This window comes from Pseudoflavonifractor hominis, assembly GCF_014288125.1.
Taxonomy (GTDB): Bacteria; Bacillota; Clostridia; order Oscillospirales; family Oscillospiraceae; genus Pseudoflavonifractor_A; species Pseudoflavonifractor_A gallinarum.
In genome coordinates this window covers 168,465-191,215 of record NZ_JACOPR010000002.1, presented here as the reverse complement: position 1 = coordinate 191,215, position 22,751 = coordinate 168,465, and the positions used below count along the sequence as shown (strand labels likewise).

Sequence of the window (22,751 nt, the reverse complement as noted above, 5' to 3'; positions counted from 1 at the left end):
ACTGAGCGGAGGCATTTTTACATATGACTTCAGGACACGTAAGGAATTGCTTACTTGTGGTCCACGCTGTACATATGAGCGATCAGATCCAGAACCTTGTTGGAGTAGCCGATCTCGTTGTCGTACCAGGACACGACCTTCACGAAGGTATCGGTCAGGGCGATGCCGGCGGTGGCGTCGAAGATGGAGGTGTGGGTGTCGCCCAGGAAGTCGGAGGAAACGACGGCGTCCTCGGTGTAACCCAGAACACCCTTCAGCTCGCCCTCGGAAGCCTTCTTCATGGCGGCGCAGATCTCCTCGTACTTGGCGGGCTTAGCCAGGTTGACGGTCAGGTCGACCACGGACACGTCCAGAGTGGGAACACGCATGGACATACCGGTCAGCTTGCCGTTGAGCTCGGGGATAACCTTGCCCACGGCCTTGGCAGCGCCGGTGGAGGAGGGGATGATGTTGCCGGAAGCAGCACGGCCGCCGCGCCAATCCTTCTTGGAGGGGCCGTCCACGGTCTTCTGAGTGGCGGTCACGGAGTGAACGGTGGTCATCAGGCCATCGGTGATGCCCCAGTTGTCATGCAGCACCTTGGCGATGGGAGCCAGGCAGTTGGTGGTGCAGGAGGCATTGGAGACAAAGGTCATGCTGGAGTCGTACTTGTCCTGGTTGACGCCCATGACGAACATGGGGGTGTCGTCCTTGGAGGGGGCGGACATAACGACGTGCTTGGCGCCGGCGTCGATGTGAGCCTGGGCCTTCTCCTTGGTCAGGAACAGGCCGGTGGACTCCACCACGTACTCCGCGCCGATCTCACCCCAGGGAATGTCCTTGGGATCCATGCAGGCGTAGAAGTTGACCTTCTTGCCGTTGACGGTGATGGAGGTCTCATCATACTCGATGGTGCCCTCAAACTTGCCGTGCATGGTGTCGTAACGCAGCATATAAGCCATGTAGTCAGGGCTCATAAAAGGATCGTTGATGCCAACGAATTCGATGTCAGAACGCTCGAGGCCGGCGCGGAACACGAGACGGCCGATGCGGCCGAAACCATTAATGCCAACTTTGATGCTCATGGGAATCTCTCCTTCACAAAGTGTAGTTGTTGTACCTTCGCGCATCCTTATTATATCCCACACGGGGGGAAATGAAAAGGGCCAAACGTAAAAAACTGGTCATTGTCCATAAAAAGCCGTGGCGGTTTGACCAAAAGTGGGCGAAATTCGACACAAGTCGACTTTTAAGCTTGTTGTAGAAGCCAGTATTTGCTATACTGGCCGTGTGTATGAGGCTTATGCTGCCCTGTAATCCTAGTAGCGTGTTCGAAAGCACTTTCAGGCGTTGGCCGAGGGAGGTTTTAAATTGAGTAAGGATGCGGATGAGCTGGAGCGCTTCCTGGCAGAACAGCTCCGGGAACAGGTGGGGAACCTGATGGCAGCCTCCCAACTCCTGGCCCCGGTGATCCGGGAGCAGGAAAATCGGCACTATGACCAATATATGGCCATTTTGAATCAGAGCCTTTATCGACTGCTGCGCCTGGCCGAGCATGTAGACCTGGCCCAGCGGGAGCGGCGGGGCGACAAGCTGGAGTTTCATCCGGTCCTGCTGGAGCTGGAGCCCCTCTGCCGAGAGCTGTGCCAGAAGGTAACGGGGGCTGCTGCCCCGCTCCGCGTGGACTTTCAATGGGAGTGGGACGGCCGGGAGGCCGCCGTACTGGGGGATCCGCTGCTGCTGCGCCGGATGCTTCTGAATCTGATTGCTAACGCCCTGCATGCCGCCAGCAGCGGCGGCCAGGCCGGGCTGCGGCTTTGTACCGAGGGGCGAAGCGTGCGTCTGACCGTGTGGAACAGCGGGGGAGAAACTCCGCTGCCCGGATCCGAATCTATAGAGTCGGAGAGCAGCTGGAAGAAAGATTCCGGTGTCCAGACCCGGATGGGGGTGGAGCTGGCCCGGGAAGTGGTGGAGTGCCATCAAGGGACTCTGGTCTTTGAGCAGGGGGAGCGCCGTGGACTGCGGGCAGTCATCTCTCTGCCGGTGGCCAACGACACAGAGGCCACGGGGCTGCACACGCCCCGAATGGGCTACGATCCTACCGGCGGCTTTTCCCAGGTGCTGGTGGAGCTGTCCGATGTCCTGCCCTGTGAGGCCTATCTGCCGGAGGATGTGGAATAAAAGAAGAAATATCTGCTGTACGGAAGCAGCGGAAAACGGAGCCGCCGGGCGATCCATTGGGATCGCCCGGCGATTTTGCACACAAAGGGGTGAAAGGGTGGAAAAGATCCCGTCAGCAGAGGAACCAGAACCAGCGCAGCAGAAGCCGTTTCCACCAGGGGCGGGAGCGGTAGAGCCGCTCCGCTTCGGCGCTTGCCGCCTTCCGGGCCAGGCGGCACTCCTCCAACGTCACCCCGTCCCGGCTGAAGGCCGCCTTTTGGGCCAGTTCCTCCACCAGAGGAGGCAGCGTTCCGCCGTGGCGGGAGAGTCTGCGGGCATAGCGGTAAATGGATACCATGGCCCGGTGGGGGTCCTCCTGCCGGAGTCTGCGCCGCCGGAGGGTCCCTGTAATATAGCGGATCAGGATGGGGAGGAAACACACCGCCAGAAGGATTCCAACCGGGAGCAGCCAGCCGGGAAGAGATCCTGTCCCACCGTCGTCCTGTGTCTGTGCGGGCGGGGTGGAAGCGGTGGGCCGGGGAGTCTGCACCGGCGCGGCGCTTGGCTTGGGTGTGGGTGTGGGCTTGGGCGTGGCGCTGGGGGTAGAGACCGGCTCCTCGCTCTCGCCCTGACTCCAGGGGAGGGCGTCGCCCTGATAGCCGGGGGTCATCTCCACCGGATACCAGCCGTAGCCGGAGAGATAGATCTCCACCCAGGCGTGGGCGGCGCGGTCGGGTACGGAGTGGGAGCCGGGGGTTTTGACGTTGGTCACATAGCCGCTTACATACCGGGCCGGGATTCCCAGGGAGCGCAGCAGAAGGGTGCCGGCAGAGGCGAAGTGCATACAATATCCCCGATGGCTCTCGTTGAGAAAATAGAGGGTAAAATCCTCGCCGTCCGGGACGGGCGGGGTCTCCAGGTCGTATTCGGCCAGTTCAGCCAGGTATTCCGCCACCAGTTCAGCCGCCAGCTGAGGGGCGCGGGTCGGGTCATAAGCAGAGTAAAAGGCGTAGCGGGAGGAGGACATCTGAGCCTGGAAGAGCCGGTCCGAGAGCGCATAGACGTGGGGGGAGAGGGCATAGAAGAGGTCGTCGGGGACCTGGAGGTAGTGCTGCTGCACAAATGCCTGGTATTCCTGTTCGGCCAGGGCATCCTGCCACTCCAGCGGGGGTGCGGCGTCCGGTTCCAGCGCGCCGGGCCGGAAATAGACCGTGTGCTTCCCCACCAGAGGGCTTCGTATTATGCCGGAATCATCCTGAAAGGAGGCCCCCCGCAGTTCCTCCGGCCGGGAGAGGATCTGATAGGGGAAGTAGACACAGCCGCCGGGGGCGGATACCTGCTCCACTTCAAAGGCATAATAGGGAAGATCGGCCTCCGCCCGGGCGGGGAAATTGAGAGGATTGAGTCCAGAGGAGGTCCCGGTGGAGTCCACCACAGCCCCATCCGAGAGGAGGGAGGCATAGGCATCCTCCTCCAGGGGGGTCCAGCGGTTGTCCTGATAGAGGGCCGCACTGTATCCCCGCAGGTAGAGCTTTCCGGTATAGTCGGTGCGGATGCGCAGGACAGTATGGCCGTCGTAGCTCTGGGTTCCGGCGGCGGAGAGGTCCACCGTGGCGGTGGAACCGGCGGAAGAGAACAGAGAGCGGCCAAAGGGGCCGGTCCAGTTGAGGGAGAGGCTCAGGTCCCCCACGGTCTGAAAAAGAGTGTCCCGACCGTCCTCCACCCAGGCCGGGGGCTGATAGTCCGCCGCAGGAACAAGCAGGGTCAGAAGACTCAGGGTGATACCCACCAGAGGCAGCGCGGCCAGTGTGAGGCGCGCCGCCCTTCGGGGGTCCTCCCGGGCGCTGCGTGCGCTGAGGAGCAGTCCGCCCCAGCCGGTCAGCAGGAGCACCAGCCACAAGATGGGCGGGGTGCCCAGCGGAAGGGCGGGGATCACCGGGACCAGAACCGCCAGTCCGCTGACCCAACAGGAGCGCAGACGCACCACCAGAAGGCCCAGCAAGACGGCATAGACCGCGGCAGCGGCGAGTACGGTGAGGGTCACCGCCCAGCTCCACTGCTCGGGGGTGCGCTCCATCACCGGGACCAGGCGGGAGAGACCGGGGAAGTGCTCGGAATAGGTATTGACCACGGCGCACTGGATGGCCGCCTGTCCGGCGAAGAGGTCCTCCCAGATCCGCCAGACCAGCTGTCCCCAGAGCAGGGAGGAGAGAAACAAAAGGGGCATCCCAAAGCGCAGGGGGAGGGAGAATATAGTGAGAGAGAGTAAGGTCAGCAGGGTCAGGCCCCCGTACAGGAGGAGCGGGTCCACCGGCAAGGAAAAGGCGGTGCAGAACCAGCCCACCGGCGCCCACAAAAGCAGACCCAGCAGCAGCCCATCGGCCAGCAGGCGCAGAGCAGAGGGGCGAGGGGCAGAAGAACGATTCACAGCCATCCCCCTTCCTGCCAGAGCGTCGGGGTCACATGGAGCCGGCGGGGCGGCCCATCTCCGGCGGGCGGCGGGGCCGCCGCGTCCAGAATGGAGTGCCCCTGGAGGGGGGCGGGCTGAATCAGGATGCGCTGGACGGCGTCCATGAGGGCGGCGGCATCGGTGACCGGGCAGCTCTCCACCGCGCCGCTCACCGGATGGGCCCACTGGATGACGTGCGGGGTATTTTGCTCCAGCAGCAGGCGGGAGATGGCCAGCAGGCGATCCAGAACGGCGTCCAGATCCTCTGGTGTGCCGAAGTGGTCAAAGGTGAGCAGCAGCGTGGGGCGGCAGGGCTCCAGCATCTCCTTGACCACCAACTCCTCCCGCTTGGAGGAGAGCTTCCAGTGGACCAGGCGCATGGGGTCCCCGGGGCGGTACTCCCGCAGATCATAGTCCTCGGTATTCCCGCCACCGGGGCGGACCTTCCATTGGACGGAGTGTCCGCCCTCCCCGATGAGCTGGGGGACAGGGCCTGCCTCCATGGGTGCGGGGAGCACATACCGGGTATCCGGCTTGGGCACGGAGAGGGGCAGGGAGAAGAGCCCCAAAAAGTCACACAGGCGGGGCCGGTACACCGTGCAGGTCCAGGCACCGCAGTGTTCGGCGGGGATATCCTGTTCCCAGGTTCCGGCGCCCTCCCGGATGTCCACCTGCCGGATGAGGCGCTGGGCGGAAAAGGGGTCCTCCAGCACCACCCGGGCCCGAAAGCGGGTGAGCGGGAAGGGGGAGTGGCTGGAACAGGAGAGGATCCATCCGGCCGACTCGCCGCGGGTGAGCGAAGGGGACGCGCAGGTCAGAACCAGGGTACCGCCCAGAGCGGCGGGCAGACTCAGCGCCAGGGAGAGGAGCGGGAGGATGAGGAGAAACAGCAGGAAGAAGAGAGCGGCATACCCGGTGGAGCACAGCAGGAACAGCAGTGCCAGAAGCAGGGCGGCCCCATAGGCGATTCGTCGGTGCAGCATGGGGGCGGCCTCACTGGATGGCAGGGGGCTGGACCCCTTTGAGGATGGCCTCCACGGGGCTGCCGACCTCGCCGGACTCGCCCCGGGGGGAGAGGAGAAGCCGGTGAGAAATGGTGTCGGCAAAGACCAGGCGCACGTCGTCGGGCGTCACATAGTCCCGGCCCCGGACGAAGGCGGCGGCCCGGCTCATGGCGGCCACCGCCAGAGTGGCCCGGGGGCTGGCCCCCTGAACGATGAGCGGGTGCTCCCGGGTCGCGCCGATGAGACGGACGATGTACTCGCACACCGCGTCGCTCAGATAGACCCGGTCTACAGCGGCGCGCATGGCCTCCAGCTCTTCCAGAGTGGCCACCCGCCCCACTTGGGAGAGGGGATTTCCGTTCTGCTTGCGCCGCAGGAGCTCGGTCTCATCGGCCGCAGAGGGATAACCCAGGGAGAGCTTGACCATGAAGCGGTCCAGCTGGGAGTCGGGGAGCAGCTGGGTCCCGGAGGCCCCCGCCGGGTTCTGGGTGGCGATGACCAGAAAGGGCTGGGGGACCGGATGGGTCACGCCATCCACGGTGACCTGCCCCTCCTCCATGGCCTCCAGCAGGGCCGACTGGGTGCGGCTGGTGGCCCGGTTGAGCTCGTCGGCCAGAAAGAGATTGCACAGCACCGCCCCCGGCTGGTACTCCATCTGCCCGGTGGCCTTGTTGAACATGGTAAAGCCCGTCAGGTCCGAGGGCATGACGTCCGGGGTAAACTGGACCCGGTGATACCGGAGGGAAAGAGCCCGGGAAAACGCCAGGGCCATGGTGGTCTTGCCCACACCGGGGATGTCCTCCAGCAGAATATGGCCCCGGGCCAGGATGGCCAGCAGGGCTTTGGAAAGCACCGCGTCCTTTCCAACCACGGCCTTGCGGACCTCCAGGATCACGTCCGCGGCCAGCTTGCGTTCGGTCATAGGTGCGCCTCCTCCAATCAAAAATTCAGATCAAATCCCAAGGGGATAAACTTCCCATTCTACCCCATTCTATCAAACATCCTCATTATGTCAACAAAAAAAGGTTACAAAGAGGCAAGAGGATGTCCGAAGGCGAAAAAAGTTTGTTTTCCACCCCGCCAGAGCCTAAAAACGGCGGTTCTGCGCCAAAAGAAGCGGCAAAAGATGAGGCAAAGCACTTGCACCGCCGCCCCCGCTGTGGTATAATCGCTATGATAGTAAGAGTAGGTTATGGTTAGAGTGGGGTCCGCCCCGCTCTTCTTTTTGAGAAAAATTCGGCATGTAAAATTCTGGAACCTACTGTTGAGGGCATTGAACTGGAGGTGCGCGCATGGCAAAGGTAACGGATCTGGTGGCCGAACTGGCCGCCCCCATCGCCCGGGCGCAGGGGTGTACCCTGTGGGATGTGGAATATGTGAAGGAGGCCGGTTCCTGGTACCTCCGGGTGTATATTGATAAGGAAGGCGGCGTCTCCATTGACGACTGTGAGGCCGTGTCCCGGCCCCTCTCCGACGCGCTGGACGAGGCCGACCCCATCGAGGGGAGCTATACCCTGGAGGTGGGCTCGGCCGGCATCGACCGGGTGCTGCGCAAGAGCGAGCACTTTGCGGCCTATCTGGGCAGCGAGGTAGAGGTCAAGCTCTACCGGGCCTGGGAGGGGAAAAAGGAATATGTGGGCCTGCTCCGGGGGTATGCCGACGGCAATGTCACCCTGGAGGAGGGCGACGGCACCGTCACATTTGAAAAGAAAGACATCGCACAGGTCCGCCTGTATGTGCGTTTTTAAAGGAGTAAAGAACAATGGCGACGAGAAAGAACGCAAAAGCACAGAAGAGCAACGAGCTGGACGCGACGGAATTTTTCGCCGCGATCCGTATGATCGAAGAGGAGAAGGGCATCCCCAAGGCCTATATGATCGAGAAGATCACCCAGGCTCTGGTCTCGGCCTATAAGCGGGACCACGAGGGCGTGGGCGATAATGTGACCGTGGACGCCAACGAAGAGCTGGGCACCGTGCGCATGTTCGTCAAGAAGGACGTGGTGGAAGAGGTGGATAACCCCTGCACCGAGATGAGCCTGGAGGAGGCCCGGGCCGCGCTGCCCCGGGCGCAGCTGGGCGACGTGCTGCGCATTGAGATCAAGCCCCGCAACTTTGGCCGGATCGCCGCCCAGACCGCCCGTCAGGTCATCATCCAGGGCATGCGTGAGGCCGAGCGCGGCATGATCTATGACGAGTTCAACTCCAAGGAGCATGAGATCCTCACCGGTCTCGTCACCCGCATCGATCCCCGCTCCGGCGCGGCCAGCCTGCGCATCGGCTCCGGCAACGAGAGCACCGAGGCCTATCTGGCGGTCAGTGAGCAGGTCAAGGGCGAGCCCCTCACCGAGGGCATGCGCCTGCGCGTCTATGTGGTGGAAGTGCGCCGCTCCACCAAGGGACCCCAGGTCCTCCTCTCCCGCACCCATCCCGGTCTGGTCAAGCGCCTCTTTGAGATGGAAGTGCCCGAGATCTATGACGGCACGGTGGAGGTCAAGTCCATCGCCCGTGAGGCTGGCTCCCGCACGAAGCTGGCGGTCTGGTCCGCCGACCCCAACGTGGACGCCATCGGCGCCTGCGTGGGTCCCCGCGGTCAGCGCGTAAACAACATCGTGGAAGAGCTGGGCGGCGAAAAGGTGGACATCATCAAGTACAGCGAGGATCCCGCCGAGTACATCGCCGCGGCCCTCTCCCCCGCCGACGTCATCAGCGTCACCACGCTGGAGGAGGGGAAGAGCTGCCGGGTGGTTGTGCCTGACGATCAGCTCTCCCTGGCCATCGGCAAGGAGGGTCAGAACGCCCGTCTGGCTGCCAAGCTGACCGGCTATAAGATCGACATCAAGCCCCAGAGCGCCCCCGTGGAGGAGGAACTGCCTCAGGATGAGGAGGACTTCCTGGCCGACGAGGAAGTGCTGGAGAACGAGAGCGCCGAGAGCGACAGCGAGGAATAAGCGCGGCGGGCGGGGAGAGCTCTCCCCGCCCACGCCCAGAGAAAGGGGGCAATCCCTATGCCGAAGAAGATCCCCATGCGCCAGTGTCTGGGCTGCCGGGAGATGAAACCCAAGCGGGAGCTGATCCGGGTGGTCAAATCCCCGGAGAATGAGATCTCCCTGGATTTTAAGGGGAAGAAACCCGGACGGGGGGCCTATCTCTGTCCGGACAGCGCCTGTCTGGCCCGGGCCCGCAAGTCCAGGGCGCTGGAGCGGGCCTTTTCCACCCAGATCCCGGATGAGGTCTATGCCGGCCTGGAGGAGCAGATGCAGGAAGGGGCAAAGGATGAATAGCGTACTGCACCTGATCGGACTGGCCCGGAAGGCGGGCCGCCTGGCCGTGGGGGAGGACCCGGTGGGCGAGGCGGTCAAGAGCCGGGAGGGCAAGCTCCTGCTGGTGGCCTGCGACGCGGCGGAGAATACCATACGCCGGGCCGGACACATGGCCGAGAGCGGCACCGCGCCCTGCCTCACCGTCCCCTTCACCAAGGCGGAGCTGGGGCATACCGTGGGGCGCTCCAGCTGCGCGCTGCTGGCCTTCACGGATGTGGGGCTGGCCTGTGCCGCGGCGGAGAAACTGGCCGCAGAGGACCCGGAGCAATATGGCGCCGCGGCCGAGCTGCTGCGTACCCGGGCCCGCCGGGCGCTGGAGCGGCAGAAGGAGCGGCGTACCCGGGAAAAGGAACGCCAGGCGGCCCGCAGCAAGCCCTGGGCCGCGCCGCCCAGAAAGAAAGAAGGATCGGCCGCCGGGAAGAAGTCCCGCAAGAGATCCGGCCCCAAGGGGGCCCCGCGCCGCCATGAGACATAAGCGCGGCATGAGAACGTATCAAACAACAACCGGACTTGTTCCAATCAGAAAGCATAGCGGTGTGCGCTGTGTTTTCTCGTTGGTACAAGTCCCACAGTGGAGGTGGCTTTATTTGCTGAACAACAAGTATCGTGTCCATGAGGTGGCCAAGGATTTTGGCAAGAATTCCAAAGAGATCGCTGATATCCTCACCGATTACGCCACCGCCCCCAAGAACCATATGCAGGTTCTGGAGGACGGTGAGCTGTCCGTTATTTTCGACTATCTGACCCAGCACAACCAGGTGGAGAGCGTGGAGTCCATCTACGCCGACGTCTACCATGAGCCCAAGGCGGCCGCCAAGCCGGCCCAGGCGGCTCCCCAGGGTGGTCAGAAGAGCGCGCAGAGCGCTCCCCGGCCCCAGAACAACCAGAAGCCCCAGAATGCCGGCAGCCAGCAGCAGGCCCGTCCTGCCCAGCAGCAGCCTGCCCAGAAGAGCGGCCAGACCCAGCAGCCCGCCGCCCGTCCCGCCAGCCGCGTCCCCGAGAAGAAGATAGTGGACACCCGCAAGGGCGGCGATGTGAACCTGGATAAGTACGACGAGCGTCTGGAGGACCTGGCCGCCGGTAAGACCAAGCAGATGCAGGCCGGCAAGCAGAAGTTCCAGGGCCGCAACCAGCGCAAGGGCGGCTTCCAGGGCGGCAACAAGCGCCGCCAGGAGGAGCAGGAGAAGATGCGCCGGCTCCAGCTGGAGATCGCCAAGAAGACCCCCCTCACCGTCAAAATCCCCGATGAGATCGGCGTGGGCGAGTTGGCTTCCCGCATGAAGAAGACCGGCGCCGAGGTGGTCAAGACCCTGATGAAGAACGGCGTCATGGCCTCCCTGAGCGACGTCATCGACTTCGATACCGCCGCCATCATCGCCGAGGAGATGGGCTGCAAGGTGGAGAAGGAGGTCATCGTCACCATCGAGGAGCGCCTCATCGACACCGCTGAGGACAAGGAAGAGGATCTGCTCCCCCGCGCTCCCGTGGTGGTGGTCATGGGTCACGTCGACCACGGCAAGACCTCCCTGCTGGACTATATCCGCAACGCCAATGTGGCCTCCGGCGAGGCCGGCGGCATCACCCAGCACATCGGCGCTTACCAGGTCCAGGTGAACGGCCAGACCATCACCTTCCTGGATACCCCTGGCCACGAGGCCTTTACCGCCATGCGTGCCCGCGGCGCCATGGTCACGGACATCGCCATCCTGGTGGTGGCCGCCGACGACGGTATCATGCCTCAGACCGTGGAGTCCATCAACCACGCCAAGGCCGCCAAGATTCCCATCATCGTGGCCATCAACAAGATGGATAAGCCCGAGGCCAACCCCGACCGCATCAAGCAGCAGCTCACCGAGTATGAGCTGGTGCCCGAGGAGTGGGGCGGCGACACCATCATCTGCCCCATCTCCGCCAAGACCGGCGAGGGCATCGACAACCTGCTGGAGATGGTCAACCTGACCGCCGAGATGCAGGAGCTCAAGGCCAACCCCAACCGTTCCGCCCACGGCGCCGTCATCGAGGCCCGTCTGGACAAGGGCCGCGGCCCTGTGGCCACGCTGCTGGTCCAGAACGGTACCCTGAAGCAGGGTGACGTCATCATCGCCGGCACCGCGGTGGGCCGTGTCCGCGCCATGACCAACGCCCGCGGCCAGAAGCTGACCGAGGCCGGCCCCTCCGTGCCTGTGGAGATCATCGGTATGGGCGAAGTGCCCGGCGCCGGCGACGACTTCCACGCCGTGGCCGACGAGCGCATGGCCCGCGAGCTGGTGGAGCAGCGCAAGCATGAGCAGAAGATGGCCGCCTCTGGCCCGGTGGGCCACAAGGTCTCCCTGGAGGATCTGTTCAGCCAGATCAAGCAGGGCGAGATGAAGGAGCTGCCCATCATCGTCAAGGCCGACGTGCAGGGCTCTGCCGAGGCCGTCAAGGCCAGCCTGGAGAAGATCTCCAACGACGAGGTCCGCGTCCGGGTCATCCACTGCGCGGTGGGCGCCATCAACGAGAGCGACGTCATGCTGGCCACCACTTCCGGGGCCATCATCGTGGGCTTCAACGTCCGCCCCGATGCCAACGCCAAGGATACCGCCGGCCGCAACGGCGTGGATATGCGGATGTACCGCGTGATCTACGACGCCATCGACGAGATCGAGGCCGCCATGAAGGGCATGCTGGCGCCCAAGTTCAAGGAAGTGGCGCTGGGCCAGGCCGAGGTCCGCGAGGTCTACAAGATCACCGGCGCGGGCATCGTGGCCGGCTGCTATGTCACCGAGGGCAAGGTGGAGCGCAAGGCCCAGATCCGTCTGGTCCGCGACGGCATCGTGGTCCACGAGGGCGCCATTGCCTCCCTCAAGCGCTTCAAGGACGACGCCAAGGAAGTGGCCCAGGGCTACGAGTGTGGTATTACCATCGAGAAGTACCAGGACATCAAGCAGGGCGACATCATCGAGTGCTTCCTGATGGAGCAGATCGAGGTATAAGATCCAGATAGAGCTAAGGCGCTGTCCCATTCGGAACCAAATCAAACAGACCCGTTCCATCCCCAAGTCATTTGAGGAGGGGCGGGTCTGTATTACGTGATAGGAGAATCATATGGCAAGTAATCGCATCGGACGCATCAACGAGGAGATCCAGCGGGAGCTGGCGACCCTCATCCGCACGGTCAAGGACCCCCGGGTCCACGGGCTGGTGTCCATCACTGCGGTGGAGACCACCCCCGACCTGCGCTTTTCCAAGATCTACGTGAGCGTGCTGGACAAGAGCGACGTGAAGGAGGTCGTCAAGGGCCTCAAGTCGGCGGCCGGGTACCTGCGGCGGGAGCTGGGCTCCGCCCTCAAGCTGCGCTATACCCCGGAGCTCCAGTTCGTGGAGGACGACTCCATCGGCCAGGGCGCCCATATCCTGAGCATGCTGCGCAATCCGGAGGTGGTCAAGCCGGCCAATCCGGCCAATGCCCACATTGACCTGGATGCCGAGGATGAGGAGTGAGCGCCATGACCTATCAGGAAGCGGCTGCCTGGCTGCGGCAGCATGACCGCTATCTCATCCTCACCCACAAGCGGCCGGACGGGGATACCATCGGCTGTGCCGCCGCCCTGTGCGCGGGGCTGCGCCGTCTGGGAAAGACCGCACACATCTGCCCCGGTACCGGGGAGACGCACCTCTTCACCCCCTATCTGGAGGGATACCTGGCCCCGGAGGGCTATGAGCCGGAGACCGTGGTCTCCACCGACATTGCCGCCCGCAGCCTCTTCACCAGGGAAGGGGAGCGGTGGCTGGAGCGGGGGATCGACCTGGCCATCGACCACCACCCCTCCCAGGAGTACTTCGCCCGGGAGACCTGCCTGGACGCCGGGCGGGCCGCCTGCGGCGAGCTCATCTACGACATCCTGCGGGAACTGGGCGAGATCACGCCGGAGATGGCGGTCCCCCTCTATGTGGCGGTTTCCACCGACACCGGCTGCTTCCAGTACGGCAACACCACCGCTGACACCCACCGGGTGGCGGCCGCCCTGATGGAGACTGGGATTGACGTCTTTGCCCTCAACAAGCGCCATTTCCGCACCAAGAGCTGGGCTCGGCTCCAGGTGGAGCGGCTCATCGTGGAGCGGATGCACCGGTACAAGGAGGGGCGCATCGCCGTGGCGCTCATCTCCCGCTCCCTGCTGGACGAGGCGGGGGCCACCGAGGAGGACCTGGAAGACATCGCCGCCTTCCTGGGCCAGATCGAGGGTGTGGAGACCTCAGTCACCATCCGGGAGCAGGAGGGCGGTACCTGCAAGCTCTCCGTGCGCACCAGCGGCGGGCTGAACGCCACCAAGGTGTGCGCGCTCCTGGGGGGCGGCGGACACGCCGCCGCCGCGGGCTGCACCGTCTCCGGTACGCTGGAGGAAGCAGAGAAGGCCATCCTGGATGCCATCGGGCAGGTGGCAAGCCATGGCTAACGGGATCATTGTCATCGATAAGCCCCAGGACTGGACCAGCCACGATGTGGTGGGGCGGTGCCGCCGCCTCTTCCACGAGCGGCGGGTGGGCCACGCGGGCACTCTGGACCCCATGGCCACCGGCGTGCTCCCTGTCTTTGTGGGGCGTGCCACCCGGGCGGTGGAGTTTGCCTCTGAATCCGGAAAGGAATATATCGCCGGATTAAAACTGGGTATTATCACCGATGCCCAGGATACCACCGGGACTGTGCTGGAGCAGCGGCCCGTCCAGACTGGCCGGGAGCAGCTGGAGGAGGCCCTGGAGGCGTTCCGGGGCGAGATCCTCCAGATCCCTCCCATGTACTCCGCCCTGAAAGTGAAGGGGCAGAAGCTCTATGAGCTGGCCCGGAAGGGAGTGGAGGTGGAGCGCAAGCCCCGTCCGGTCACCATCCATGCCCTGGAGGTGCTGGAGCAGACCGGAGCGGACACCTATCTTCTGCGGGTAGCCTGCTCCAAGGGCACCTATGTCCGCACCCTCTGCCATGACCTGGGACAGAAGCTGGGCTGCGGCGGGGCCATGTGCTCCCTGCGCCGCACCTGGGCTGCCGGGTTTGGCCTGGAGAGTGCGGTCTCGCTGGAGGAGCTGGCCCAGGCTGCCGAGCGGGGAGAGGCCGAGTCCCTTCTGCGCCCGGTGGACTCCTACTTTTCCACCTATCCGGCCCTCACGGTGGATGCGCGGCGGGAAAAGGCCGCCCGGAACGGCGCGGCCTTTCCGCAGCAGGGAGCGGACGGAACCTACCGGGTCTATGGGCCGGAGGGAGACTTTCTGCTGCTGGGCCGGCTGCAGGATGGCTGTATGACCACGATCAAGAGCTTTTTTGAGGTGTGAGAGGAATGGAAGAGACAAGACGTGTGATCGCACTGGGCTTTTTTGACGGGGTCCACCGTGGGCATGGCGCACTGCTGCGCCGGGTAGGGGAGAAGGCGGCTGAGCTGGACGCAGTGCCGGCGGCTGTCACCTTTGACACCCATCCGGAGAACCTGATCCTCCGCAGTCCCCTGCCCCTGCTCAGCTCCCCCCATGACCGGGCCGACCTGATGCAGCGGTACTATGGAATACGGGACGTTATCATTGCCCGCTTTGATGAGCGGATGATGCATATGCCCTGGCGGGAATTCATTACCGACTACCTGGTAAAGGAGCACGGAGCCGTCCATCTGGTGGCGGGCCATGACTTCCACTTCGGTTATAAAGGGGAGGGAAATCCTCAGCGCCTGCGGGAGACCTGTGAGGAGTTGGGGATCGGCTGCGACATTATCCCCAAAGTGGAGCAGGACGGCATTACGATCTCCTCCACCTACATCCGTACCCTGGTGGCCCAGGGCGAGATGGAACGGGCCAATGAATTTTTGGGCCATCCCCACACCCTGAGCAATACGGTAGCCCACGGAAAGCGGCTGGGAAGCACGCTGGGCTTTCCCACCGTGAACCTGTCCATACCCAAAGGGGTGCTGATTCCCGCCCACGGGGTATATGCCTGCCGGGCCTGCTTTTCCGACGGGAGCAGCCGTCTGGCGGTGACCAATGTGGGGACCCGGCCAACGGTAGATGACGGGGACCGGGTCAACGTGGAGGGATTCCTGCTGGATTTCAGCGGAGACCTGTACGGAAAGACCATTCGCATGGAGTTTTATAAGCGCCTGCGGGGGGAGCGGAAATTCCCCTCTCTGGAGGCGCTGCGGGAGGAAGTCATGCGCAACGCGGAGGAGACCCGTGCCTATTTTGCAAGTCTGGAACGCGGGAGCGGGGGATCGTAAATGCGCTATGGAAAGATCTACTACGGAGCGCTGGGCCTGGCGGCGGTACTGCTGCTGATCGGCCTGGTCATGGACGGTCCGCTGGCCATCTGGACCGGACTTGGAAAGATCGTGACGACGGAAAACGCCCTCATCACAGACTATATCCAGCTGGCCGGACCGGGTGCGGCCTTTGCCAACGCAGCGATTGTGATACTCATCACCGCGGCGCTCTACCGGCTGTCGGGGGACCCCCTCAATGGCTCTTCCCTGGTGGGACTGGGCCTGATGGCGGGCTTTTCCCTCTTTGGAAAGAACTTTCTGAACATCTGGCCCATCCTTCTGGGGACCTGGCTCTATGCCAGGAGCCGGAAGGAGCCCTTTGCGAAATATATCTCGGTCTCACTGCTGGCCACCGCTCTGGCCCCCATGGTCAGCTATATTGCACTGGATAACGGTTTTGGCAATCTCTTCAGCGGGATCGTGGTGGGAATCGTGATCGGGTTCATTATGCCGCCCCTGTGCGCCTATACTTTCCGGATCCAGAACGGGATGAACCTCTACAACGTGGGGTTCGCCTGTGGCCTGCTGGCCATGCTCTTTGTGCCGGTGATGACGGCGCTGGGCGCCGATCCCACCCTGAACTACCACTGGGCCGAGGGATATAATGTTCTCTTCGGCGGCCTGCTGGGAGCGGCATGTGTGGGCTTTGTTCTGGCCGGACTCTTCCTGTGCCACCGTCCCCTCTGGGCGGCCTGGGCCGGATACCGCCGGCTGCTCAAGACCAGCGGGCGAGCGCCCAGTGACTACCTGCGCATGTTCGGCATGGGCCCTGTCCTCATCAACATGGGCATCAATGGACTTATTGGACTGGCCTTTCTGCTCCTGCTGGGCGGCGATCTCAATGGGCCCACGCTGGGCGGCCTCTTTACCATCATGGGCTTCTCTGCCTTTGGTAAGCATGCGGGCAATATTATTCCGGTTATGGCCGGTGTGACGGCCGGGGGATTTTTCTTCCAGGGCGGGATGGAGAGCGGGTCTCTCCAACTGGCGGTGCTCTTCTGCACGGCTATGGCCCCCATTGCCGGGTATTTCGGCTGGCAGTACGGCGTCCTGGCCGGATTCCTCCACTCGGTGGTGGTACTGAGCACGGGCAGTCCGGTGGCTGGTATGAACCTCTATAACAATGGGTTCTCCGCCGGGCTGATTGCCATTGTCCTCTACCCCACCATCATTGCCATTGCCCGCCACCGCAAGGCGGTCATTCAGGAGGAGGACTACTTCGATACCTTTGAGCACGATGAACCGCAGCTGCCTGCGCCCAAGCACGGGGAGCTGAGCGAGGAGCGGGAGGGCTCCTGACCCAGTTCACCTCACATAGACGTAGAGACAGAGACCGGCCGGCCCTATTTCAGGGCCGGCCGGTCATTTTTTATTTCCGGGACTCAGACGGAAGCCTGCTCCGGAGCGGTGCAGGGGAAGAGCCGTTCGGGCAAAAAGGAGAGAAGGCGTCCAAAGAAGCGGGCGATCAGGCCGACCAGAAGAGCGGCCAGAATGGTGCCCTCCCGCACGCCGTCCAGCCGACGGCTGAGTAGCAGGGAGAGAAGCGCCGCAATAACAGTCATAGAGACATCAAAGGCTACCTTTGTATTGCCAAAATTGGTGTTCCAGGTGGTGCTCACCGCCCGGACAAAGGACTCACCGGGCAACATGGCCACGTTGGCCAGGACCTCCAGATAGACGCCGAAGCCGAGCACCACGCACCCGACCAGGAGAAGAGCCGCGTGAATGGGATACCAGGCCGGAAGGGAGAGGTCCAGCAGGGCCATGGTCAGGTCAATAAAGGCGCCGAATGCCATGGAAATGGGGATTTGGAGCAGGTGTTCCAGCTGGAAGTTCCGGCGCAGGATGAGCAGCTGGAGCAGAATAAGCAGGAGGCTGAATACCACCGTAAAGGTGCCCAGTGTCCAGGGGAGAGACAGGCTGAGGACATAGGGAATGGAGGAGATAGGAGAGGTACCCAGATCAGCTCTGGTAATCAGGCTCACGCCCAGGGAGCTGAGAAACAGCCCCAGAAGAAAAATCAGATAGCGCTTTAGTTTTTCCATGTGAGTCATTCCTTCTCTTCGCTCAGATTTTGATAAATGGCGTAAAAAACGCGGAGAAACGCACTGCGGTCCTCCGGCGAAATGCCGTGAAAGGTGTCCTCTTCCAGGGAGTCAAACATCTCCTGTACACTGCCCTGGAGCGCGCGCCCCCGTTCGGTGAGAAAAATATAGAAGCTCCTCCGGTTTCCGTGGAGCATTCTCCGTTCCACCATTCCACGCTCTTCCATGCGATTCAGAATCGAGGTCAGAGAGGCGGGTTCAATGTGGCAGGCAGTGGCGATCTCTTTTTGACTGGCACCGTCATGGTCCCCCAGGTAGTCCAACACCTTGGGCTGACCCAGGGTGAGCCCGGTGTCCCGCAGGCCTGCCAGCAGTTTTTTGTGAAAGATAGCCTGGTTGGCCATGAGAAGATAGTGAAAGGAAGGCTGCAAGGAAAAATCTCCTCCTCTAATATTAGAATTATAATAGTTAGAATTCTAATATTAAAGTATAGGATGCAGATATGCCGTTTGTCAAGGGGAACGTAAAAACAGACGCCGCAGCCTGCTGGCTGCGGCGTCTGTTCCAAGGGTTGAATCAGCGCTTGTTGGAGCGTCTCCAAATGCCCATCTTGGCGGCATCGGAGATGAGCTGATCCCGGAAATCCGGGTGAGCGATGGAGATGATCTTCTCGGCGCGCTCCCAGGTGGAGGTGCCCTTCAGATTCACCTTGCCGTACTCGGTGACCAGGAAGTGGGTGTTGGCACGGGTATCGGTGACGATGGAGCCGTTATCCAGCGTGGGCTTGATGCGGCTCTCCAGCTGACCGGTCTTTTTGTTCATGAAAGTGGAGGAGCAGCAGATGAAGCTCTTACCGCCCTTGGAGAGGTAGGCGCCCATCACAAAGTCCAGCTGACCGCCGGCGCCGCTGATGTGCTTGGTCCCGGCGCTCTCGGCATTGACCTGGCCGAAGAGGTCCACATCCACCGCGTTGTTGATGGACATGAAGTTGTCCAGCTGGGCTACCACCCGCACGTCGTTGGTGTAGCTGACCGGAGCGGCCATGCAGACGGGGTTGTCGTTGAGGTAGTCATACAGCTTCTGGCTGCCGGCGGCAAAGGCATAGGCCTGACGGAAGCGGTCAATGGGCTTTTTGGCACCGGTCAGCTTGCCGGCCATGGCCATGTCTACAAAGCCGTCCACGTACATCTCAGTGTGGACGCCCAGATCCTTCAGATCGGACTGAGCGATGAGGGAGCCCACCGCATTGGGCATGCCGCCGATGCCCAGCTGGAGGCAGGCGCCATTGGGGATCTCCTCCACGATGAGACGGGCGACCGCCTCATCCACCGGGGTGGCCGGGCCGCCGGCGGGCAGCTGGCCAATGGGGGATTCATGCTCCACGATCATGGAGACCTGGTCTACGTGGATGCTGTTCTCCATACCGCCCAGGCAGCGGGGGATGTTGGGGTTGACCTCCACAATGATGATCTCCGAGCGCTCACAGACGGCCTGGAGATGGGAGGTGCTGGGGCCGAAGGTAAAGTAGCCCTGGCTGTCCATGGGAGAGACCTGGAACATGGCCACATGGATGGGAGCCACATTTTCCCGGTAGAAGCGGGGCAGCTCGGAATAGCGCATGGGAGCATAGAAGGTGGCGCCCTCGGCGATCATCTTGCGTTCCACACCGGACATATGCCAGGAATTCCAGGTAAAATGCTCCGCCACGTCGGGAACCGACATGATAGCGGGCTTGTGGAACAGGACGCCGCCGCGCACCTTGACATCATAGAGCTCCTGATAGCGGGCTGCCAGCGCCTGATCCAGAGCCTCGGGGGTAATGGCACACCAGCCGTAATCGATCCAGTCGCCCGACTGCACGACCTTGACCGCCTCTTCCGGCGTGGTCAGCTTGCTCTGATACTGCTCCCGATAATTCATCGTCTGACACCTCGTATTGTAAAATTTATATTGTTAGAATTTTAACAATCTAGTGGTACTATTATAGCACCTTTCCGACAAAGATACAAGTAGAAGAAGGGGAGAAAGTCAGAAGTTTTATCCAAAGAAAGACCCCCCGGCTTTCGCCGGGGGGTCAGTGCTTTTATGGATCAGCTGTCCAGCTCCTGGATAGCCTTAGCCGCCTCAATGGCCTTCTGCTGGGCCACAGGGGGCGCCTCCTCGTAGCGGACAAAGTGGAAGGTGAAGGAGCCGCGGCTCTGGGTGAGAGAGCGCAGATCGATGGCATAAGTCATCATCTCGGCCATGGGGACCTCGGCCTCCACCACCTGATTGCCCTTGCCGTCGGGATTCATGCCCATAACACGTCCGCGGCGCTTGTTCAGGTCGCCAATGATGTCGCCCATGTAGCTGTCGGGAATGGTAACCTTCAGCTCGCCGATGGGCTCCAGAATGGTGGGATTGGCATCGGGGAGACCGGCCTTGTAGGCCAGCTGGGCCGCCGTCTTAAAGGCCATTTCGGAGGAGTCCACCGGGTGGTAGGATCCATCGTACAGGGTGGCCTTCAGGTTGACTACGGGATAGCCAGCCAGAACACCGTGCTGGACGGCCTCGCGCAGGCCCTTCTCCACGGCGGGGAAGTAGTTCTTGGGCACCGCGCCGCCGAAGACCTCCTCGCAGAACTCCAGCTCTTCCTGCTCGCCGGGCTCGAAGCGGATCTTGACGTCGCCGAACTGGCCGTGACCGCCGGACTGCTTCTTGTGGCGGCCCTGGACCTCCACCTTCTTGCGGATCTTCTCCCGGTAGGCCACACGGGGAATGGAGAGCTCAGCCTCGACGCTGAAGCGGTTCTTCAGCTTGGAGAGGAGTACGTCCATCTGCATATCGCCGGTGCCGGAGACCACCATCTGGCGGGTCTCGGCGTTGTTGGACCAGTTGAAGGTCAGGTCCTCATCGTTCAGACGGGTGAGGCCGGCGGCGATCTTGTCCTCCTGGCCGCGGGTCTTGGGGGCGATGGCCACCGAGTAGCAGGGCTCGGGGAAGGGCAGGGCGGGGAATTTGACCACCTTGCGGGCATCACAGATGGTATCGCCGGTCTTGAGTGCCTCCATCTTGGAGATGGCGCCGATGTCGCCGCAGACCAGCTCCTTGACCTCTTCGGCCTTCTTGCCCTTCATGATATACAGGCGGCCCAGCTTGACGTTTTCGCCGGTACGGGCGTTCACCAGAGTCATATCGGGGGTCAGGTTGCCGGACATCACCTTGACATAGGAGTACTTGCCGTACTGGTCAGAGGTGGTCTTGAAGACAAAGGCGCAGGGATAAGCGCGGTCGGAGAGGACATACTCCTCCAGCTCGCCGTCGGCGTTCTCCACCAGCTCAGCGGAGCCCTCCAGGGGATTGGGGATCAGATCCACCACGGTATCCAGCAGCATCAGCGTGCCCAGGCCCTGCACGGCAGAGCCGCAGACCACCGGGAAGAGGGACAGGTCCCGCACGCCCTGGCGCAGGCCCTGGAGCATCTCGGCATAGGTGAAGTCCTCGCCGGAGAAATACTTGTCCATGAACTCCTCGCTGGTCTCAGCCACCGACTCCTTCAGAGCGTCATAGAGCTCATCCAGCACGGGGAGCTTATCCTCGGGGACCTCGATCTCCACGCGCTTGTCGCCCTGCATCTCATAGGCGCGCTTGTGGAGGACGTCGATGATGCCGATGACCTTCTTGTTCTCGTCCCAGATGGGGGCGACGACGGGGGCCACGTTCTTGCCGAACCGCTCCCGCAGGGTAGCGAAGGCGGCGTTGTAGTCCGCGTTTTCCTCGTCGGTCTTGGAGATGTAGAGGATGCGGGGCATATGGCGCTCCTCGCAGTAGTTCCAGGCCTTCTCAGTACCCACGCTCAGGGGGCCGGCCTTGGAGGGAGTGACGATCACGGCGGCGCCGGAGACGCTCAGGGCCTCCATGACCTCGCCGGAGAAATCAAAATAACCGGGGGTGTCCAGTACGTTGATCTTACAGCCCTTATAGTCGACGGGGGCCACCGCCGTGGAGATGGAAACCTGACGGCGGATCTCTTCGGGATCAAAATCACAAACGGTGTTGCCATCGGCGGGGGAGCCCATCCGGATGGTGCCACCGGTCAAAAACAGCATGTTCTCGGCGAGGGTGGTCTTGCCGCTGGCGCCATGGCCCAGCAGGCAGATGTTGCGGATGTTTTGCGCGGAATAGCTCATATGGTTTCCTCTCCTTGCGTTCAAAATCGGAGCAGCCGTGCGTCCGATGGAGCGTCACAACTGACATTAGTCATTATAACTCAAAAACAGCATACTGGCAACTGGAATTTTATCAAAATAATGCAAAACGCCGCAAAGCCATGGGAGACAAGCAAAAGCAGGTCTGTGCGATACGTGCACAGACCTGCTTTTGAGAGAAATTCAATTGTCGATTTTGTCACAGAGGGTGTGGACCGCAGAATCTTCCTGCTGGGCCTGGGCCTCCGATATCGTCTCAACGCGCACGGTCTCGGTTGCCGGGAGGACATAGTAGCACAGATAGGAAGTATCCCGGGCGGAGAGAAGGGGTTCTGCGCTCTCATAGCTGTGGAGATGAAATTTCAGCTCCTTCTCTGCGGTCATACCTACGTAGATCAGTACGGCGCACCGCGGAGCGGGTTCCTCGGTCACAGGAATGGGCTGGAGCAGAAGGGCGGTTGTTTCCGCCTCAGGCAGGACACTTCGGGTAAAGGCGGCCTGCCCCCCCAATTCCTCTTCATAGAGGAGCACAAGGGCCTCCTGAATGGTCTCCTGCAGCCCGTCCGAGGTACCCGAGTTGGTCTGGGCTCCATAGGGGGCGGGAGCGTCCTGGACCGGCCCATCTGCCTGAGGCTGTGACTTGGGAGCAGCCGGCAAAGAATCAAGTTCTTCGCTCCCGTAAAGGGCAGGCGCGGGGGCAGGAGTAGAGGCGGGAACGGATGTGGGGGAGGGCTCTGCCGAAGGGGGAGCGGAAGAAGCGCTTCCGTCCGGGATCGCCGCGTATACCGAGGGCAGATCTTCCGACGTATCCTCCGTTGCCGGAGGGGTGGAAACAGGGGCAGAAACAGAGGGGAAGCCGGACCCATCGGGCAAAGAGGTGCCGATTGTGGAACGCTCCGTCTGGGGCGTGGGCGAAGGGGAGGAGAGGGTGCTCTCTCCGGGCAGCGCGGTGATCTGGGCCAGGCCAATTCCGCCGGCCCCCAGGAGTACCAGAGCAAAGACCGCCGCCGAGGCGGCCCACTGCCGCCAGTGCCGGGGCAGACCGTGCCGCCGGGGCAGCGGGACCACCTTGGGCTCGGCGTGGATTTGATCCAGGATGCGCTGGGAGAGTCCCTCGGGTACCGGGGCATTCAGCAGCGGGAGCTGATCGTGGAGGGACTCCAGATCCGCACGGAGGGCCCGACAGGGGGCGCAGATCTTCAGGTGCTCCTCCAGACGCACCGCCTCATCGGGCGCAAGGGGGCCGTCCAGAGAGGCGCTGATGAGCTCCAGAGCCTCGTCACAGGTGAGCATAGGGGTCCCTCCTTTCGGAATAGAGTACAGGGTG

Annotated in this window: 20 protein-coding genes; 11 read left to right on the top strand and 9 right to left on the bottom strand. The window is 62.5% G+C overall.

Going from position 1 to position 22,751, the window contains the following annotated elements; translation table 11 throughout:
* Positions 1-50 precede the first annotated feature (50 nt).
* Positions 51-1,064 carry a type I glyceraldehyde-3-phosphate dehydrogenase gene (gap, locus tag H8S34_RS03655; protein ID WP_101692276.1) on the bottom strand — a complete coding sequence of 338 codons (1,014 nt, stop codon included), beginning with the start codon at positions 1,062-1,064 and terminating at the stop codon, positions 51-53.
* Positions 1,065-1,350: 286 nt separating this feature from the next.
* Here gap and H8S34_RS03650 point away from each other — a divergent pair, with 286 nt between their 5' ends.
* Positions 1,351-2,160, top strand: coding sequence for a sensor histidine kinase (locus H8S34_RS03650; RefSeq protein ID WP_186963072.1), 810 nt, complete (start codon positions 1,351-1,353; stop codon positions 2,158-2,160).
* 112 nt (positions 2,161-2,272) lie between these two features.
* Here H8S34_RS03650 and H8S34_RS03645 read toward each other — a convergent pair whose 3' ends face one another.
* The 3 genes from H8S34_RS03645 to H8S34_RS03635 are packed head-to-tail and all read right to left on the bottom strand — an operon-like array spanning position 2,273 to position 6,514.
* Positions 2,273-4,567 carry a transglutaminase-like domain-containing protein gene (locus H8S34_RS03645; RefSeq protein WP_186963071.1) on the bottom strand — a complete coding sequence of 765 codons (2,295 nt, stop codon included), beginning with the start codon at positions 4,565-4,567 and terminating at the stop codon, positions 2,273-2,275.
* Positions 4,564-5,571 (bottom strand): DUF58 domain-containing protein, encoded by a 1,008-nt coding sequence (locus H8S34_RS03640; protein WP_101692273.1) that lies wholly within the window; start codon positions 5,569-5,571, stop codon positions 4,564-4,566. Before H8S34_RS03640 ends, H8S34_RS03645 begins: the two co-directional genes overlap by 4 nt.
* Before the next feature lie 10 nt (positions 5,572-5,581).
* The gene (locus H8S34_RS03635; RefSeq protein ID WP_186963070.1) at positions 5,582-6,514 is read right to left on the bottom strand and encodes an AAA family ATPase; all 933 of its coding nucleotides are present in this window, start codon (positions 6,512-6,514) and stop codon (positions 5,582-5,584) included.
* A gap of 370 nt (positions 6,515-6,884) precedes the next feature.
* Here H8S34_RS03635 and rimP point away from each other — a divergent pair, with 370 nt between their 5' ends.
* The 10 genes from rimP to H8S34_RS03585 all read left to right on the top strand — a co-directional run bounded on the left by rimP (position 6,885) and on the right by H8S34_RS03585 (position 16,491).
* A complete protein-coding gene (gene rimP, locus H8S34_RS03630; protein WP_186963069.1) occupies positions 6,885-7,340 on the top strand; it encodes a ribosome maturation factor RimP in 456 nt (151 codons plus the stop codon).
* Between the two features lie 14 nt (positions 7,341-7,354).
* Positions 7,355-8,542, top strand: a complete 1,188-nt coding sequence (gene nusA / locus H8S34_RS03625; RefSeq protein ID WP_186963068.1) for a transcription termination factor NusA — start codon at positions 7,355-7,357, stop codon at positions 8,540-8,542.
* Positions 8,543-8,599: 57 nt separating this feature from the next.
* Positions 8,600-8,875: an RNase P modulator RnpM gene (gene rnpM / locus H8S34_RS03620; protein ID WP_101692269.1), complete on the top strand. Its 276-nt coding sequence runs from the start codon at positions 8,600-8,602 to the stop codon at positions 8,873-8,875.
* A complete protein-coding gene (locus tag H8S34_RS03615) occupies positions 8,868-9,389 on the top strand; it encodes a L7Ae/L30e/S12e/Gadd45 family ribosomal protein (RefSeq protein WP_101692268.1) in 522 nt (173 codons plus the stop codon). The genes rnpM and H8S34_RS03615 overlap by 8 nt, the downstream gene beginning before the upstream one ends.
* A 115-nt stretch (positions 9,390-9,504) precedes the next feature.
* Positions 9,505-11,889 (top strand): translation initiation factor IF-2, encoded by a 2,385-nt coding sequence (infB, locus tag H8S34_RS03610; protein WP_366485674.1) that lies wholly within the window; start codon positions 9,505-9,507, stop codon positions 11,887-11,889.
* Positions 11,890-12,001: 112 nt separating this feature from the next.
* Positions 12,002-12,397, top strand: a complete 396-nt coding sequence (gene rbfA / locus H8S34_RS03605) for a 30S ribosome-binding factor RbfA (RefSeq protein WP_101692266.1) — start codon at positions 12,002-12,004, stop codon at positions 12,395-12,397.
* A gap of 5 nt (positions 12,398-12,402) precedes the next feature.
* On the top strand, positions 12,403-13,353 hold the full coding sequence (locus H8S34_RS03600) for a DHH family phosphoesterase (protein ID WP_186963067.1): 951 nt from the start codon (positions 12,403-12,405) through the stop codon (positions 13,351-13,353).
* On the top strand, positions 13,346-14,221 hold the full coding sequence (truB, locus tag H8S34_RS03595) for a tRNA pseudouridine(55) synthase TruB (protein WP_186963066.1): 876 nt from the start codon (positions 13,346-13,348) through the stop codon (positions 14,219-14,221). Before H8S34_RS03600 ends, truB begins: the two co-directional genes overlap by 8 nt.
* Before the next feature lie 5 nt (positions 14,222-14,226).
* Complete coding sequence (gene ribF / locus H8S34_RS03590) at positions 14,227-15,150, top strand: riboflavin biosynthesis protein RibF (RefSeq protein ID WP_186963065.1); 924 nt, start codon at positions 14,227-14,229, stop codon at positions 15,148-15,150.
* Complete coding sequence (locus tag H8S34_RS03585; protein WP_186963064.1) at positions 15,151-16,491, top strand: DUF1576 domain-containing protein; 1,341 nt, start codon at positions 15,151-15,153, stop codon at positions 16,489-16,491.
* Positions 16,492-16,574: 83 nt separating this feature from the next.
* Here the strand turns inward: H8S34_RS03585 and H8S34_RS03580 are convergent, their stop codons facing one another.
* The 5 genes from H8S34_RS03580 to H8S34_RS03560 form a co-directional block, all read right to left on the bottom strand.
* The gene (locus H8S34_RS03580) at positions 16,575-17,237 is read right to left on the bottom strand and encodes a YczE/YyaS/YitT family protein (protein WP_101692261.1); all 663 of its coding nucleotides are present in this window, start codon (positions 17,235-17,237) and stop codon (positions 16,575-16,577) included.
* 5 nt (positions 17,238-17,242) lie between these two features.
* The gene (locus H8S34_RS03575; RefSeq protein WP_243207898.1) at positions 17,243-17,668 is read right to left on the bottom strand and encodes a MarR family winged helix-turn-helix transcriptional regulator; all 426 of its coding nucleotides are present in this window, start codon (positions 17,666-17,668) and stop codon (positions 17,243-17,245) included.
* Between the two features lie 145 nt (positions 17,669-17,813).
* Positions 17,814-19,157, bottom strand: a complete 1,344-nt coding sequence (locus H8S34_RS03570; RefSeq protein WP_101692260.1) for a butyryl-CoA:acetate CoA-transferase — start codon at positions 19,155-19,157, stop codon at positions 17,814-17,816.
* A gap of 170 nt (positions 19,158-19,327) precedes the next feature.
* Positions 19,328-21,406 (bottom strand): elongation factor G, encoded by a 2,079-nt coding sequence (locus H8S34_RS03565; RefSeq protein ID WP_101692259.1) that lies wholly within the window; start codon positions 21,404-21,406, stop codon positions 19,328-19,330.
* A 201-nt stretch (positions 21,407-21,607) separates the two neighbouring features.
* A complete protein-coding gene (locus tag H8S34_RS03560; RefSeq protein WP_186963063.1) occupies positions 21,608-22,717 on the bottom strand; it encodes a zf-HC2 domain-containing protein in 1,110 nt (369 codons plus the stop codon).
* Between the last annotated feature and the right edge of the window lie 34 nt (positions 22,718-22,751).